Source organism: Cedecea selenatireducens, assembly GCF_042138895.1.
Lineage (GTDB): Bacteria > Pseudomonadota > Gammaproteobacteria > Enterobacterales > Enterobacteriaceae > Cedecea > Cedecea selenatireducens.
Genome location: NZ_JBHIKW010000025.1, coordinates 1 through 15,102, shown reverse-complemented (window position 1 = coordinate 15,102; position 15,102 = coordinate 1). Strand labels below are relative to the sequence as shown.

Here is a 15,102-nt window from a genome sequence, read left to right as displayed (position 1 = left end):
TCAAAAAGGCGGCATTCACGCCGCCTCTGCCGAATCAGGCAATCTTCCTGCCTTCCGCCAGTCGCTGCACCAGCGGCCCCATAATCAGCTCCATCGCCAGCCCCATTTTTCCGCCAGGCACCACCAGGGTGTTGATGTGGGAGATAAACGATCCTTGCAGCATCGCCAGCAGATAAGGGAAGTCGATGTCGTCCAGGCCGCGGAAGTGGATAACCACGAAGCTTTCGTCCAGCGACGGAATTGCCCGGGCGGCAAACGGGTTAGAGGTATCCACCGTTGGGACGCGCTGGAAGTTAATATGGGTGCGTGAAAACTGCGGGGTAATAAAGTTGATGTAATCGTCCATCGAACGCACGACGGAGTCCATCACCGCCTCCCGCGAATGACCGCGTTCGCCGGTGTCGCGAACCAGTTTTTGAATCCATTCCAGGTTAACGATAGGCACCACGCCAACCAGCAAATCTACGCAGTCGGCCACGTTGTGCTGCGGGGTGACAACGCCGCCGTGCAGGCCTTCATAAAACAGAACGTCGGTTGGCTCCGGCAGCGGCTGCCACGGCGTAAAGGTGCCGGGCACCTGGTTCCACGGCACGGCTTCATCGTAGGTATGCAGATATTTACGTGATTGCCCTTTGCCGCTCTGGCCGTATTCGATAAAGGTTTGTTCCAGTAATCCGAAGTCATTGGCTTCTGGCCCAAAATAGCTGATGTGGCGGCCGGCATCGCGCGCCTTGCGGATGGCCATGTCCATTTCCGGGCGGGTATAGCGATGGAAACTGTCGCCTTCAACTTCGGCGGCACGCAGGTTGAGCTGCTGGAAAATCTTGCGGAAGGCGAGGCTGGTGGTGGTCGTTCCGGCGCCGCTGGAACCTGTGACCGCAATAACCGGGTGTTTGGCTGACATAGGGTGACAACTCCATGAAGGATCGGAAAAAGGTCTGGTTTCTGATTGTTATACTTTTCAGCCAGTATAGATCACCCCGCCGGTTAGCGGTCAGCCGCGAAACTGCCCGCGCGGCATAATGTTTACCGTTTCATGGAGTTCAGACCAAACCAGCACGGCTTCGCCGCTTTGCAGCTGGCGCTTCACGTCGGCGACTTTTTGCGTCAGCGAGCGCTCCTGCTCACCATAATCGGTGCCTTCGCGTAATACAAAAGATTCAATCAAACTGTCGAGCGTTTCAGGGGCGAGATCTTGCCAGGGAATGATCATTTCAGTGGTCCAGGAAGCGGGTTAGCCAGTCAGGGATGCGCTGCTCAAGCCACATCTGCGGGCGCAGCGGCGTGCCGCCAACGAAGCCAACGTGGCCGCCATAGGTGGTGAGCTGATAGTGGATATTCGGCGGCAGCGTTTCGCGGTCCGGGATCACGTGGTGGTCCATAAACGGATCGTCTTTGGCGTGAATAATCAGCGTTGGCGAGGCAATGTCCGGCAAGAGCGGCATGGCGCTGCACTGGCGGTAGTAGTCCAGCGCGTCGGCAAAACCGTGAATTTTTGAGGTAATCAGGTCATCGAACTCGCGAATCCGGCGCAGACTTTTGAGTTTACGCAGGTCGATAGGCAGCGAACCGGGGTAGCTCTTCAGCTTGCGGGCGGCATTTTTCTTCAGCAGGTTCAGCAGATAGTGCTGATAAACGCGCGAGAAGCCTTGTTCCATGTGATAGCAACATTGCTCGAGCATCAACGGTGCGGAGACGATAACCCCCGCTTTCAGCGTACAGGCCGCGCCCTGTTTTGCCATCAGGCAGGCGAGCATATTCCCGCCCAGCGAAAAACCAACCGCAGCGGTCGGGACTTCGCCATAGCGCTGATTTAGCCAGTCGAGGAAATACGTGCCGTCTTCGGTTTCGCCGGAGTGATAAATGCGCTCTTTGCGGTTTGGCACGCCGCTACAGCCGCGAAAATGCATCACCACGCCTAACCAGCCGCGCTTTTTGGCCGCTTCAATCATGCCGTGAGCATAGGGACTGTGAAGGCTGCCTTCCAGGCCGTGAAACACCACCAGACGCGGTTTTTGCATGGCGGTTTGCGGATCTTCGCTCCACGCAAGATCGACAAAATCCCCGTCCGGCATATCCAGGCGCTGCCAGTGAGGTTTGAAATTGATTCGGCGGCGAATCAAACGTGGGATCATGGTTTGCAGATGCGGATTACTGAGTCCGCGCATCGGGCGGAAATCGTCACCTTCATCATGATGAATATTCAATTCTAAAGGACTTGTACTGGCCATATCACACTGTTAGTTTCGTTTAGTTCGCTAATTATTCTTCGGGTGTGGAGCACCCAATTCATGGACTTAACGCTTTTTCTGTCGATGCTGGGCTTTCTCTGGGTCGCCGCGATTACACCTGGCCCTAATAATACGCTACTTACCGCGTCCGGGGCGAATTACGGTTTCTTCCGCAGCCTGCCGTTGATGATTGGCATCATGCTCGGGATGCAGTGCATTCTGGTGCTGGTGGCCTTCGGCGTCGGGAGTTTAATCCTGCTTTATCCGGCTTTGCACCTTATCCTGAAGATTGCCGGTAGCGTTTATCTTTTGTGGCTGGCCTGGAAAATTGGTACCGCGAAATACGAGCGGCTGGAAACGGATGCTGCCCCGCCGTCTCCGGTACCTTTCTGGCAGGGTGGCCTGCTGCAGGTGATAAACCCTAAAGCCTGGCTGATGGCGCTGGGTGCCGTGGCAAGCTTCAGTCTGGCTGGCGCCGATTATCTGCATTCCGTGGCGATGATTAGCGTAGGCATTGCGCTGGTGAACATCGTGGCCGGCGTAATCTGGATAGCCTTTGGCAGCCTGATTGGCCTGTTCCTGCGCAGCCGCCGCTCCTGGGCCATTTTCAACGTTAGCATGGGCGTGTTAACCGCGGCCTGCGTGTTGCTTATCTGGCGTTGAGGGCAAACCCTCTCCTCGCGAGGAGAGGGAAAACTTAGCGTTTAGTCGCTCTGCAGCATCTGCTCAAGCTGTTCCTGAGCGTCCAGCCATTCCATCTCACACTCTTCCAGCGCCGACTTCACTTTTACCTGCGTTTGCAGACATTCGTTCATCTCGGCTTTACGGCTTTGCTCGTAGATAGCGCTGTCTGCCAGTTTCTCTTCTACCCCTGCAAGCTGAGCGTTCAGCTTTTCCATCTGCTTTTCAAGCTGGGTGATTTGCTTACGCAGCGGCTGGGTTTGCGTGCGAAGCTCGGCCTCACGGCGCTTCTGGTCCTTACGGGCCTGCGCGCTGTTGGCGTTATCCTTCGCGGTATCGGCAGGCTGGTTTTCCTGCTTTTGCAGGTCGCTCAGCCACTGCTGGTAATCTTCAAGGTCACCGTCGAAAGCTTCCACTTTGCCGTCGTGCACCAGATAGAGATCGTCCGTGGTGGAGCGCAGCAGGTGGCGGTCGTGCGAGACCACAACCAGCGCCCCTTCGAAGTCAATTAACGCTTCGGTCAGCGCCTGGCGCATGTCGAGATCAAGGTGGTTCGTCGGTTCATCGAGCAGCAGCAGGTTAGGGCGTTGCCAGACAACCAGCGCCAGTACCAGCCTGGCTTTTTCACCGCCGGAAAAGCGTGCCGTTTGCTCCGTGACTTTATCGCCCTGGAAACCAAAGCCGCCCAGGTAGTCGCGCAGCTGCTGTTCCAGCTCGCGGGGAGCAATCCGGGCCAGATGCTGGAGCGGCGATTCGTCGGCACGCAGGTATTCCAGCTGATGCTGGGCGAAGTAACCGAGCTTGATGCCTTTGGCGAGGCCAATGTCGCCCTGCAGAGGCTCTAGTTCACCGGCCAGCAGCTTGATTAAGGTGGATTTACCCGCCCCGTTTCGGCCCAGCAGGCCAATACGCGAGCCGGGAACCAGGTTCAGTTTGATGGAGTTCAGGATCACCCGCTCGCCGTAGCCTGCGCTAACCTTTTCCATCCGCAGCAGCGGGTTGGGCAGGTTTTCTGGCGCCCGGAAGCTGAAGTGGAACGGATTATCGACGTGCGCCGGGGCAATCAGCTCCATGCGTTCCAGCATCTTCACGCGGCTTTGCGCCTGCTTGGCTTTAGAGGCTTTGGCCTTGAAGCGGTCGATAAAGCTTTGCAGGTGGGCCACTTTTTGCTGCTGGCTCTCAAACATCGACTGCTGCTGAGACAGGCGAGTCGCGCGCTGGATCTCGAACGAAGAGTAGTTGCCGGTGTACTCGAACATATTTTCCTGTTCGATGTGGATAATTTTATCGACCACCGGATCGAGGAAGTCGCGGTCGTGAGAGATAAGGATCAGCGTGCCCTGGTAGCTTTTCAGCCAGCGTTCCAGCCAGATGACCGCGTCCAAATCGAGGTGGTTAGTTGGTTCATCAAGCAGTAAAAGGTCGGAACGGCAAATCAGCGCCTGAGCGAGGTTAAGACGCATGCGCCAGCCGCCCGAGAAATCGCTTACCGAACGTTCCAGCTGTTCATTGCTAAAGCCCAGGCCGTGCAGCAGGCTGGAAGCGCGGGAACGAATGGTCCAGGCATCTACCGCATCCAATTTGCCGTGGACCAACGCAATGGCGTGGCCGTCGTTGCGTTCGTTTGCCGCGTTCAGTTCGGCTTCCAGCTTACGGAATTCACGATCGCCATCGATGACGTACTCTATGGCTGGCATGGCCAGCGCGGGCGTTTCCTGATTAACCCAGGCAAGCTGCCAGTTGCCGGGGAAGCTTGCGCTGCCGCCGTCGGCGCTTATCTCGTTTTTCAGCAACGCCAGCAGCGTGGATTTTCCACAGCCGTTTTTACCCACCAGGCCGACTTTTTGCCCGGGGTTGATAGTGGCGGTGGCGTTATCCAGCAGAACGCGGGTGCCGCGACGAATTTGTAACGAGGAGAAAACAATCATAAAGCGCCGTATGTTCAGAGTATGTTAAATTGTCATTGTAATTCGTTAACATGTCGCCTGGGCAACAGGTCGGGCTGCATGGTAGCCCAAAATAATGACTATGACGACGCCCTGGAGGGTAATGATGTCGCAGCCGCCGAAAGTTTTGCTGCTGTATGCCCATCCGGAATCCCAGGACTCGGTGGCTAACCGGGTTTTGCTTCAGCCGGCTCTGCAGCTTGAAAATGTGACCGTGCACGATCTCTACGCGCACTATCCCGATTTTTTTATCGATATTTACCATGAACAGTCATTGCTGCTCGAGCACGATGTCATTGTTTTTCAACACCCTCTCTACACCTACAGCTGCCCTGCGCTGCTGAAGGAGTGGATGGATCGCGTTCTAAGCCGCGACTTTGCCAGCGGCGTTGGAGGCAACGCTCTGGCGGGAAAGTACTGGCGCAGCGTGATAACCACCGGCGAGCCGGAGGGCGCCTACCGCTATGACGGCTACAACCGCTTTCCCTTAACGGAAATTTTACGCCCCTTTGAGCTCACCGCCGCAATGTGCAAGATGCACTGGCTGATGCCGATTATCGTTTATTGGGCGCGCCGCCAGTCTAAGCCGGAGCTGGAAAGCCACGCGAAAGCCTACGGCGAGTGGCTGGCGAATCCGTTGCCGATGGGAGGGCGCTGATGGAAGGATCTGATTTGCTGCTGGCGGGCGTACTGTTCCTCTTTGCGGCGGTTGTTGCCGTGCCCATTGCCGCTCGTTTAGGTATTGGTGCCGTGCTGGGCTATTTGCTGGCAGGCATCGCCATTGGCCCGTGGGGCTTAGGTTTTATCAGCGACGTCGATGAAATTCTGCACTTCTCCGAGCTGGGCGTGGTGTTCCTGATGTTTATCATCGGCCTGGAGCTGAATCCGTCGAAATTATGGCAGCTACGGCGCTCTATATTCGGGGTTGGGGCCGCGCAGGTTATCCTCAGTGCGATTGTGCTGGCCGGGCTGCTGATGCTGACGAACTTCTCCTGGCAGGCCGCGGTTGTGGGCGGTATCGGTCTTGCGATGTCGTCGACGGCGATGGCGCTGCAGCTGATGCGAGACAAAAGCATGAACCGCAGCGAGTCCGGCCAACTGGGCTTTTCGGTGCTGCTGTTCCAGGACCTGGCGGTGATCCCCGCTTTGGCGCTGGTGCCGCTGCTGGCCGGTAACGGGGATGATCATACCGACTGGATTAAAGTTGGCCTGAAGGCGCTGGCGTTTATCGGCATGCTCCTTGGCGGGCGATACCTGCTTCGCCCGGTGTTCCGCTTTATTGCGGGTTCCGGCGTGCGTGAAGTCTTTACCGCGGCGTCCTTGCTGTTGGTGCTTGGGTCGGCGCTGTTTATGGATGCGCTTGGCTTCTCCATGGCGCTGGGGACGTTTCTGGCCGGCGTGCTGCTGGCCGAAAGTGAATATCGCCACGAGCTTGAGATTGCTATCGATCCGTTTAAAGGGCTGCTGCTGGGGCTGTTCTTTATCTCTGTCGGCATGGCGCTAAACCTGGGCGTGTTGTTTACCCATCTTTTGTTGATTGCTGTCAGCGTGGTGGCGCTGGTCGCGGTAAAAGCCACCATTTTGTATGGCCTGTCTCGCGTCTATGGTTTACGCAGCTCTGAAAGGCTGCAGTTTGCCGGGGTGCTGAGCCAGGGCGGGGAGTTTGCCTTCGTGCTGTTTTCTGCGGCCGCCTCGCAGAAGCTTTTCCAGGGCGAGCAAATGCCGCTGCTGCTGGTGACGGTGACGCTGTCGATGATGACCACGCCGCTGCTGATGAAAGGCGTGGATGCCATACTTGCCCGGCGCTTTAACCCTGGTGATGAGACCGAAGAGACGCCTTACGTTGAGGACGATCATCCGCAGGTCATCATCGTCGGGTTTGGGCGCTTTGGTCAGGTCATAGGCCGCCTGCTGATGGCTAACAAGATGAGAATCACCGTCCTTGAAAGGGATATCAGCGCCGTAAGCCTGATGAGGAAGTACGGCTATAAGGTGTATTACGGGGATGCGACGGAAGTGGAGCTGCTGCGTTCTGCTGGCGCAGAAGCGGCGAAATCCATTGTTATTACCTGCAATGAGCCGGAGGATACGATGCAGATTGTCCACCTCTGTCAACAACACTTTCCACACCTTGCCATTCTGGCGCGTGCTCGCGGGCGTGTTGAAGCACATGAACTGCTGCAGGCCGGCGTTAAACTGTTCTCGCGGGAAACTTTTTCCAGTGCCCTCGAGCTGGGACGTAAAGCATTGCTCACGCTAGGCATGCATCCGCATCAGGCGCACCGCGCGCAGCAGCACTTCCGCCGTCTGGATATGCGTATGCTGCGTGAGCTAATGCCCATCCATACCGATAGCGCGCAGATTTCCAGGGTGCGTGAAGCCCGCCGTGAGCTGGAAGAGATTTTCGAACGTGAAATGCAACAAGAGCGTCGGCAGCTGGACGGCTGGGACGAATTTGAATAGTAAGCCAGCCCGTTGAAGAAATAACCTACGATAGAGATTTGATCGGCGGAAGCAAGAAATAAACCAGGAAAATCAATTTATTGATTTTCGCCAGATAACCAAAAAGAGGGAAAAACCACGCGTTTTCCCTCTTTTTCAGAACATCAGGTGAAGCAAATGTCAGTGCGTAAACGTTTTATTGCCGGGGCCGTTTGCCCCAAGTGCCAGGCGAAGGATTCCCTTGCCCTGTGGCGTGAGAACAACGTCGATATCGTTGAGTGCGTGAAGTGCGGCCACCAGATGCGCGAGGCGGATAAGCAGGTTCGCGAGCACGTTCGTGAACAGGAACAGGTGATAGGGATTTTCCATCCAGACTAGCGAGATGAAGCAGCTTTTTTTAAGCTAGAGAGTACAGCGGCGCAGATTTCCGTTACAATCTGCGCCAGTTTTTTCCCTACGCTCGTTCAGGAGATATCATGAAAGTAGCAAAAGACCTGGTGGTCAGCCTGGCTTATCAGGTACGTACAGAAGACGGTGTGTTGGTCGATGAGTCTCCGGTGAGCGCGCCGCTGGACTACCTGCACGGTCACGGCTCCCTGATTTCTGGCCTGGAAACGGCGCTGGATGGTCACGAAGTTGGCGACAAGTTTGACGTTGAAGTGGGCGCAAACGACGCTTACGGTCAGTACGACGAAAACCTGGTGCAGCGTGTACCGAAAGACGTCTTCATGGGCGTTGACGAGCTGCAGGTTGGTATGCGCTTTATGGCGGAAACCGATCAGGGTCCCGTTCCGGTTGAAATTACCGAAGTGGAAGACGAGCACGTTGTGGTTGACGGCAACCATATGCTGGCTGGCCAGAACCTGAAGTTCAACGTTGAAGTTGTGGCGATTCGCGAAGCGACCGAAGAAGAGCTGGCTCACGGCCACGTTCACGGCGAGCACGATCATCATCACGACCACGATCATGACGGCTGCTGCGGCGGTCATGGCCACGATCACGACCATGGCCACGAGCAGGGTAAAGGTGGTTGCGGCAACGGCGGCTGTGGCTGCCACTGATCGCTGTAAAGAGAGAAAAGGCCGCATTAGCGGCCTTTTTTACATCTGCAATTCAGTAATGCGGCGGCGGCGTCTCTTCAGACTCAGAGGCGATCATCGACGGCTGGCTTGCCTTTAGTTTTTCAACCAGCAGGCGGAAATGCTCGCGAAGTTTGGCCATCTCAAGTTCGTGCGCCGTCACGGTCTGATTCAGCTCTTCAATCGTTATCTCCTGAAATGCGAGACGACTCTCGAGATCTTCCAGCCGTTGTTCGGTGGATTTAGGGTGCATGGCGGATCCTCTTCTGCCTGCGGGATGGACAATATGCGGTGATTTTACTGAAAATGACTCAGCTTTACAGCGCAGAAGCACTTTGAAGGAAACTTCTTTAAACAAAAAGAATCTCAATTTGACTCGATAACTCGCTGAGAGATTGTGTAGATTTCTTTCACGACGTTATAGTACGTCACTTAGCTTATTTGAAAAACCTGGGGTGAGAGGCCCCGGCCCTTGGAGAAATGGATGAAATCATTATTTAAAGTAACGCTTCTGGCGACCACAATGGCCGTTGCCCTTAATGCTCCTGCTTTTGCCGCACCCGCTGCTGCGAAAGATGCGCCTGCTGCCGCTCAGGCTGACAGCAAAGCTGCCTTTAAGAACGACGATCAGAAAGCGGCCTATGCGCTGGGTGCTTCACTTGGGCGTTACATGGAAAACTCCCTGAAAGAGCAAGAGAAACTGGGCATCACTCTGGACAAAGCTCAGCTGATCGCGGGCGTGCAGGATGCGTTTGCTGATAAGAGCAAACTGTCTGACCAGGACATCGAGCAAACTCTGCAGGCGTTTGAGACTCGCGTAAAAACCTCCGCTCAGGAGAAAATGGAAAAAGACGCTAAACAGAACGCAGACAAAGGCAAAACCTTCCGCGATGCTTTCGCCAAAGAGAAAGGCGTTAAAACTTCGTCTACTGGTCTGATGTATAAAGTTGAGAAAGACGGGACCGGCGATGCGCCAAAAGATACCGATACCGTTGTGGTTAACTACAAAGGTACGCTGATCGACGGTAAAGAGTTTGATAACTCTTACACCCGTGGTGAGCCTCTTTCCTTCCGTCTTGATGGCGTTATCCCAGGCTGGACTGAAGGCCTGAAAAACATCAAGAAAGGCGGTAAAATCAAGCTGGTTATTCCACCAGAGCTGGCTTACGGTAAAACTGGCGTTCCAGGGATCCCTGCCAACTCCACGCTGGTGTTTGAAGTTGAGCTGCTGGACATTAAACAGGCACCAAAAGCTGACGCTAAACCTGCAGCAGCAGCGGATGCCAAAGCGGCTGACGCAGCAAAAAGCAAGTAATTTGCTGGCAGTTTGAACCGCCGCCCATCGGGCGGCGGTTTTGTTTTTGGGACTTGCTTTATTTTCCCCCACGCGCAATGAGGAGAATAAAGACTGGAAAGCACGTCTTACGTTGTATTACCTTAGCGGGCAGCGTTTCAACCGAGTATGAGTCTGCCCTGACACCATCAAAGCGCGACAGGCTCTCATTAGAGGGTGGTATTTTTACATGTCCAATTCGCTTTTAACCAACGAAACCAGTGAACTCGATTTACTGGACCAGCGTCCTTTTGAGCAAACCGACTTCGAAATCTTAAAATCCTATGAAGCGGTTGTGGACGGGTTAGCGATGCTGATTGGCTCCCATTGCGAAATCGTTCTGCATTCCTTGCAGGACCTGAAATGTTCAGCCATTCGTATTGCTAATGGTGAACATACCGGGCGAAAAATAGGCTCGCCAATCACCGATCTGGCGCTGCGCATGCTGCACGATATGACCGGCGCCGACAGCAGCGTATCAAAGTGCTACTTTACCCGCGCGAAAAGCGGCGTTCTGATGAAATCGGTGACCATAGCGATTCGCAACCGTGACCAGCGCGTGATTGGTTTGCTGTGCATCAACATGAACCTCGACGTGCCGTTCTCCCAGATTATGTCGACCTTTGTGCCACCAGAAACGCAGGATCAGGAAGTGCCGTCCTCGGTGAACTTTGCCTCCTCCGTTGAAGACCTGGTGATGCAAACGCTTGAATTCACAATCGAAGAAGTGAATGCCGATCGCAACGTGTCGAACAACGCTAAGAACCGCCAGATAGTCCTTAACCTCTACGAGAAAGGCATCTTCGATATCAAAGATGCGATTAACCAGGTTGCCGACCGCCTGAACATTTCCAAGCACACCGTTTATCTCTACATCCGCCAGTTCAAAAACGGCGACTTCCTCGGCCAGGATAAGTAATGCGCTTTGCGTTGATGGTTACCGGGCCGGCTTATGGTACTCAGCAGGCGAGTAGCGCGCTGCTGTTTGCCCGAGCATTGCTGGCGGAAGGCCATATGCTTGAGAGCGTTTTTTTCTATCGCGAGGGGATTTATAACGCTAATCAGCTGACCGCGCCGGCAAACGATGAGGTTGATCTGGTCCGCGAGTGGCAGTTGCTGAGCTCGCAGCACGGTGTCGCGCTGCACATCTGCGTTGCCGCGGCATTGCGTCGCGGTGTGACCGATGAAGAACAGGCGAAATCTTTGGGACTCAACGTCAGTAATCTTCAGCCCGGCTTTACGCTTAGTGGGCTGGGAGCGCTGGCGGAAGCCGCGCTGACCTGTGAAAGAATGGTGCAATTCTGATGAAGCGTGTGGCTTTTGTGTTCCGCTCTGCGCCGCACGGCAGCACGTCTGGTCGGGAAGGGCTGGATGCGTTATTGGCAACGTCGGCGCTGTCTGAAGATATCGGCGTGTTCTTTGTCGGTGACGGCGTTCTGCAGCTCCTGCCGAATCAACAGCCGGCAAAAGTGCTGGGCAGAGACTACATCGCTACCTTCCGCGTTTTGCCGCTGTACGACATCGAGCAATGTTTTCTCTGTGCAGCTTCATTGAGCGAGAGAGGGCTGTCGGCTCAGTCATCCTGGGTTATCGATGCCGAAGTGCTGGAGCCTGATGCACTGAGGGAAAAGTTAAACCAGTACGATGTTGTACTCACCTTCTGAGGCACCCATGCTGCATACCCTACGTCAGTCGCCCTTTCAGTGTGATATCAGCGAGATGCTGCGCTATGTGCAGCCTGGCGACGATCTGCTGCTGATAGAAGATGGCGTGATTGCCGCGCTGAATAACAGCCGGGCGCTTGAATTACTGCTTTCAGCCCCCATTACTGTCAACGTTCTACGAGAAGATGTTGAAGCCCGTGGCCTGGCTGTTCAAATTTCACCCAAAATTGGGCTTGTCGACTATACTGACTTCGTCAGATTAGTGATAAAACATGACCAGCAGTTCGCCTGGTGATGGCGGAATGCTGTATATTTCTTGACACCTTTTCGGCTCAGCCCTAAAATTCTGCGTCCTCATATTATATGAGGCCGTTTTATTACGTGTTTACGAAGCAAAAGCAAAAACCAGGAGCTATTTAATGGCAACAGTTAACCAGCTGGTTCGCAAACCACGCGTACGCAAAGTTGCAAAAAGCAACGTGCCTGCGCTGGAAGCCTGCCCGCAAAAACGTGGTGTATGTACTCGTGTATATACCACCACTCCTAAAAAACCAAACTCCGCACTGCGTAAAGTTTGCCGTGTGCGTTTGACTAACGGTTTTGAAGTCACCTCCTACATCGGCGGTGAAGGTCACAACCTGCAGGAACACTCCGTGATCCTGATCCGTGGTGGTCGTGTTAAAGACTTGCCAGGTGTTCGCTACCACACCGTTCGTGGTGCGCTTGACTGCTCCGGCGTTAAAGACCGTAAGCAATCTCGCTCCAAGTATGGCGTGAAGCGTCCTAAGGCTTAATGGTTCTCCGTTAAGTAAGGCCAAACGTTTTAAATTAATGTCAAAATAAACTCTTTGAGTTTTGGACAATCCTGAATTAACAACGGAGTATTCCTATGCCACGTCGTCGCGTGATTGGTCAGCGTAAAATTCTGCCGGATCCTAAGTTCGGATCAGAGTTGCTGGCTAAATTTGTAAATATCCTGATGGTAGATGGTAAAAAATCTACTGCAGAATCTATCGTTTATACCGCGCTGGAGACCCTGGCTCAGCGTTCTGGTAAAAACGAACTGGAAGCTTTCGAAGTCGCTCTGGACAACGTCCGTCCGACCGTCGAAGTTAAGTCCCGCCGCGTTGGTGGTTCTACTTATCAGGTTCCAGTTGAAGTTCGTCCGGTTCGTCGTAATGCCCTGGCAATGCGTTGGATCGTAGAAGCTGCTCGTAAACGCGGTGATAAATCCATGGCTCTTCGCCTGGCGAATGAACTGTCTGACGCTGCAGAAAACAAAGGCACTGCAGTTAAGAAACGTGAAGACGTTCACCGTATGGCTGAAGCCAACAAGGCGTTCGCTCACTACCGTTGGTAATAAATCCTTCGTAGTGTTACCCAAGCGGGCGCTTCATGAAGCTGCCCGCTTTGGGTTACTTAACTTGAACGTCCCAGGATATAGAGGAATCAAATGGCTCGTACAACACCCATTGCACGCTACCGTAACATCGGTATCAGTGCACACATCGACGCCGGTAAAACCACGACTACCGAACGTATTCTGTTCTACACCGGTGTAAACCACAAAATCGGTGAAGTTCATGACGGTGCTGCAACCATGGACTGGATGGAGCAGGAGCAGGAGCGTGGTATCACCATTACCTCCGCTGCAACTACTGCATTCTGGTCTGGTATGGCTAAGCAGTATGAACCGCACCGCGTAAACATCATCGACACCCCAGGGCACGTTGACTTCACCATCGAAGTTGAACGTTCCATGCGTGTTCTTGACGGTGCAGTAATGGTTTACTGCGCAGTTGGTGGTGTTCAGCCACAGTCTGAAACCGTATGGCGTCAGGCTAACAAATACAAAGTTCCACGCATCGCGTTCGTTAACAAAATGGACCGTATGGGTGCAAACTTCCTGAAAGTTGTAGGCCAGATCAAATCCCGCCTGGGCGCGAACGCTGTTCCGCTTCAGCTGGCAATTGGTGCTGAAGAAGGTTTCACCGGCGTTATCGACCTGGTGAAAATGAAAGCCATCAACTGGAACGATGCAGATCAGGGCGTTACCTTCGAATACGAAGATATCCCGGCTGACATGCAGGACCTGGCTGACGAATGGCACCAGAACCTGATCGAGTCCGCTGCAGAAGCCTCTGAAGAGCTGATGGAAAAATACCTGGGCGGCGAAGAGCTGACCGAGGAAGAAATCAAGACTGCTCTGCGTCAGCGCGTTCTGAACAACGAAATCATCCTGGTTACCTGTGGTTCTGCATTTAAGAACAAAGGTGTTCAGGCGATGCTGGATGCGGTAATCGATTATCTGCCAGCACCAACTGACGTACCTGCTATCAACGGTATGTTGGACGACGGTAAAGACACTCCATCCGAGCGTCACGCTAGCGACGAAGAGCCATTTGCTGCTCTGGCATTCAAAATCGCTACCGACCCGTTTGTAGGTAACCTGACGTTCTTCCGCGTGTACTCTGGCGTGGTTAACTCCGGTGATACCGTATACAACCCGGTTAAATCAGCTCGTGAGCGTTTTGGTCGTATCGTTCAGATGCACGCTAACAAACGTGAAGAGATTAAAGAAGTTCGCGCGGGCGACATTGCTGCGGCAATCGGCCTGAAAGACGTGACTACAGGTGATACCATCTGTGATCCGGACAACGTGATCATTCTGGAGCGTATGGAATTCCCAGAACCGGTAATTTCCATCGCTGTTGAACCGAAAACCAAAGCTGACCAGGAAAAAATGGGTCTGGCTCTGGGCCGTCTGGCTAAAGAAGATCCATCATTCCGCGTATGGACTGATGAAGAATCTAACCAGACCATCATCGCCGGTATGGGTGAACTGCACCTCGACATCATCGTTGACCGCATGAAGCGTGAATTCAACGTTGAAGCGAACGTCGGTAAACCTCAGGTTGCTTACCGTGAAGCGATTCGCGCGAAAGTTACCGATATCGAAGGTAAACACGCCAAGCAGTCTGGTGGTCGTGGTCAGTACGGTCATGTTGTTATCGACATGTACCCACTGGAGCCGGGCTCTAACCCTAAAGGTTACGAGTTCATCAACGACATCAAAGGTGGTGTAATTCCTGGTGAATACATCCCTGCCGTTGATAAAGGCATCCAGGAGCAGCTGAAATCTGGTCCACTGGCGGGTTACCCGGTTGTTGATCTCGGCGTGCGTCTGCACTTCGGTTCTTACCATGACGTTGACTCCTCCGAACTGGCGTTTAAACTGGCCGCTTCTATTGCCTTCAAAGATGGCTTTAAGAAAGCTAAACCAGTTCTGCTTGAGCCTATCATGAAGGTTGAAGTTGAAACTCCGGAAGAGAACACTGGTGACGTTATCGGTGACCTTAGCCGTCGTCGTGGTCAGCTGAAAGGCCAGGAATCTAACGCTACTGGCGTACAGATTCATGCTGAAGTTCCGTTGTCTGAAATGTTCGGGTACGCAACTCAGCTGCGTTCTCTGACCAAAGGTCGTGCATCTTACTCCATGGAATTCCTGAAGTATGATGACGCACCTAACAACGTTGCTCAGGCCGTAATCGAAGCTCGTGGCAAATAAGCCAACGCTTTTAACACAATGATCCCGTGCTCTCTCCCGAAGGGGAGAGCACAATAGTAAGGAATATAGCCGTGTCTAAAGAAAAATTTGAACGTACAAAACCGCACGTTAACGTTGGTACTATCGGCCACGTTGACCACGGTAAAACCACTCTGACT

19 protein-coding genes are annotated in these 15,102 nt (G+C 53.8%); 14 read left to right on the top strand and 5 right to left on the bottom strand.

All coding sequences use genetic code 11. The features are described from left to right. Window positions 1-34: 34 nt before the first annotated feature. The 3 genes from ACE38U_RS21860 to ACE38U_RS21850 form a co-directional block, all read right to left on the bottom strand. Entirely contained in the window at window positions 35-904 is an 870-nt protein-coding gene (locus ACE38U_RS21860) for a phosphoribulokinase (RefSeq protein ID WP_038478162.1), read from the bottom strand. Window positions 905-994: 90 nt separating this feature from the next. Continuing rightward, window positions 995-1,213 carry a YheU family protein gene (locus ACE38U_RS21855; protein WP_038478164.1) on the bottom strand — a complete coding sequence of 73 codons (219 nt, stop codon included), beginning with the start codon at window positions 1,211-1,213 and terminating at the stop codon, window positions 995-997. A 1-nt stretch (window position 1,214) separates the two neighbouring features. Further along, window positions 1,215-2,231, bottom strand: coding sequence for a hydrolase (locus ACE38U_RS21850; RefSeq protein ID WP_052049001.1), 1,017 nt, complete (start codon window positions 2,229-2,231; stop codon window positions 1,215-1,217). Between the two features lie 60 nt (window positions 2,232-2,291). Here ACE38U_RS21850 and ACE38U_RS21845 point away from each other — a divergent pair, with 60 nt between their 5' ends. After that, window positions 2,292-2,894: a LysE family translocator gene (locus tag ACE38U_RS21845; RefSeq protein ID WP_038478167.1), complete on the top strand. Its 603-nt coding sequence runs from the start codon at window positions 2,292-2,294 to the stop codon at window positions 2,892-2,894. 41 nt (window positions 2,895-2,935) lie between these two features. Here the strand turns inward: ACE38U_RS21845 and ACE38U_RS21840 are convergent, their stop codons facing one another. Continuing rightward, a complete protein-coding gene (locus ACE38U_RS21840; RefSeq protein ID WP_038478170.1) occupies window positions 2,936-4,840 on the bottom strand; it encodes an ABC transporter ATP-binding protein in 1,905 nt (634 codons plus the stop codon). 124 nt (window positions 4,841-4,964) lie between these two features. Here ACE38U_RS21840 and kefG point away from each other — a divergent pair, with 124 nt between their 5' ends. From kefG to slyD, 4 genes are all read left to right on the top strand, one after another. Continuing rightward, a complete protein-coding gene (kefG, locus tag ACE38U_RS21835) occupies window positions 4,965-5,516 on the top strand; it encodes a glutathione-regulated potassium-efflux system ancillary protein KefG (RefSeq protein WP_176982020.1) in 552 nt (183 codons plus the stop codon). Then, window positions 5,516-7,321, top strand: a complete 1,806-nt coding sequence (gene kefB, locus ACE38U_RS21830; RefSeq protein ID WP_038478176.1) for a glutathione-regulated potassium-efflux system protein KefB — start codon at window positions 5,516-5,518, stop codon at window positions 7,319-7,321. The genes kefG and kefB overlap by 1 nt, the downstream gene beginning before the upstream one ends. Window positions 7,322-7,477: 156 nt before the next feature. Continuing rightward, a complete protein-coding gene (locus ACE38U_RS21825; RefSeq protein ID WP_016538480.1) occupies window positions 7,478-7,678 on the top strand; it encodes a YheV family putative zinc ribbon protein in 201 nt (66 codons plus the stop codon). A gap of 98 nt (window positions 7,679-7,776) precedes the next feature. Continuing rightward, complete coding sequence (gene slyD / locus ACE38U_RS21820) at window positions 7,777-8,361, top strand: peptidylprolyl isomerase (protein ID WP_176982017.1); 585 nt, start codon at window positions 7,777-7,779, stop codon at window positions 8,359-8,361. Window positions 8,362-8,413: 52 nt separating this feature from the next. Here the strand turns inward: slyD and ACE38U_RS21815 are convergent, their stop codons facing one another. After that, the gene (locus ACE38U_RS21815) at window positions 8,414-8,632 is read right to left on the bottom strand and encodes a protein SlyX (RefSeq protein WP_038478182.1); all 219 of its coding nucleotides are present in this window, start codon (window positions 8,630-8,632) and stop codon (window positions 8,414-8,416) included. A gap of 231 nt (window positions 8,633-8,863) precedes the next feature. Between ACE38U_RS21815 and fkpA the strand changes: the two genes are divergently transcribed. The 9 genes from fkpA to ACE38U_RS21770 all read left to right on the top strand — a co-directional run. Continuing rightward, the gene (gene fkpA, locus ACE38U_RS21810) at window positions 8,864-9,694 is read left to right on the top strand and encodes an FKBP-type peptidyl-prolyl cis-trans isomerase (protein ID WP_038478185.1); all 831 of its coding nucleotides are present in this window, start codon (window positions 8,864-8,866) and stop codon (window positions 9,692-9,694) included. 208 nt (window positions 9,695-9,902) lie between these two features. Next, a complete protein-coding gene (locus ACE38U_RS21805; protein WP_038478188.1) occupies window positions 9,903-10,631 on the top strand; it encodes a helix-turn-helix transcriptional regulator in 729 nt (242 codons plus the stop codon). Beyond that, window positions 10,631-11,017, top strand: coding sequence for a sulfurtransferase complex subunit TusD (tusD, locus tag ACE38U_RS21800; RefSeq protein WP_038478191.1), 387 nt, complete (start codon window positions 10,631-10,633; stop codon window positions 11,015-11,017). Before ACE38U_RS21805 ends, tusD begins: the two co-directional genes overlap by 1 nt. Beyond that, the gene (tusC, locus tag ACE38U_RS21795) at window positions 11,017-11,376 is read left to right on the top strand and encodes a sulfurtransferase complex subunit TusC (protein WP_375530515.1); all 360 of its coding nucleotides are present in this window, start codon (window positions 11,017-11,019) and stop codon (window positions 11,374-11,376) included. The genes tusD and tusC overlap by 1 nt, the downstream gene beginning before the upstream one ends. Window positions 11,377-11,383: 7 nt before the next feature. After that, window positions 11,384-11,671: a sulfurtransferase complex subunit TusB gene (gene tusB / locus ACE38U_RS21790; protein WP_038478197.1), complete on the top strand. Its 288-nt coding sequence runs from the start codon at window positions 11,384-11,386 to the stop codon at window positions 11,669-11,671. Window positions 11,672-11,795: 124 nt separating this feature from the next. After that, the gene (rpsL, locus tag ACE38U_RS21785; RefSeq protein ID WP_008457105.1) at window positions 11,796-12,170 is read left to right on the top strand and encodes a 30S ribosomal protein S12; all 375 of its coding nucleotides are present in this window, start codon (window positions 11,796-11,798) and stop codon (window positions 12,168-12,170) included. A 95-nt stretch (window positions 12,171-12,265) separates the two neighbouring features. Further along, window positions 12,266-12,736 carry a 30S ribosomal protein S7 gene (rpsG, locus tag ACE38U_RS21780; protein ID WP_008457106.1) on the top strand — a complete coding sequence of 157 codons (471 nt, stop codon included), beginning with the start codon at window positions 12,266-12,268 and terminating at the stop codon, window positions 12,734-12,736. 93 nt (window positions 12,737-12,829) lie between these two features. Next, entirely contained in the window at window positions 12,830-14,944 is a 2,115-nt protein-coding gene (gene fusA / locus ACE38U_RS21775) for an elongation factor G (protein ID WP_038478200.1), read from the top strand. Window positions 14,945-15,015: 71 nt separating this feature from the next. Continuing rightward, the coding region (locus tag ACE38U_RS21770; protein ID WP_002436303.1) for a GTP-binding protein at window positions 15,016-15,102 on the top strand (87 nt) is incomplete at its 3' end.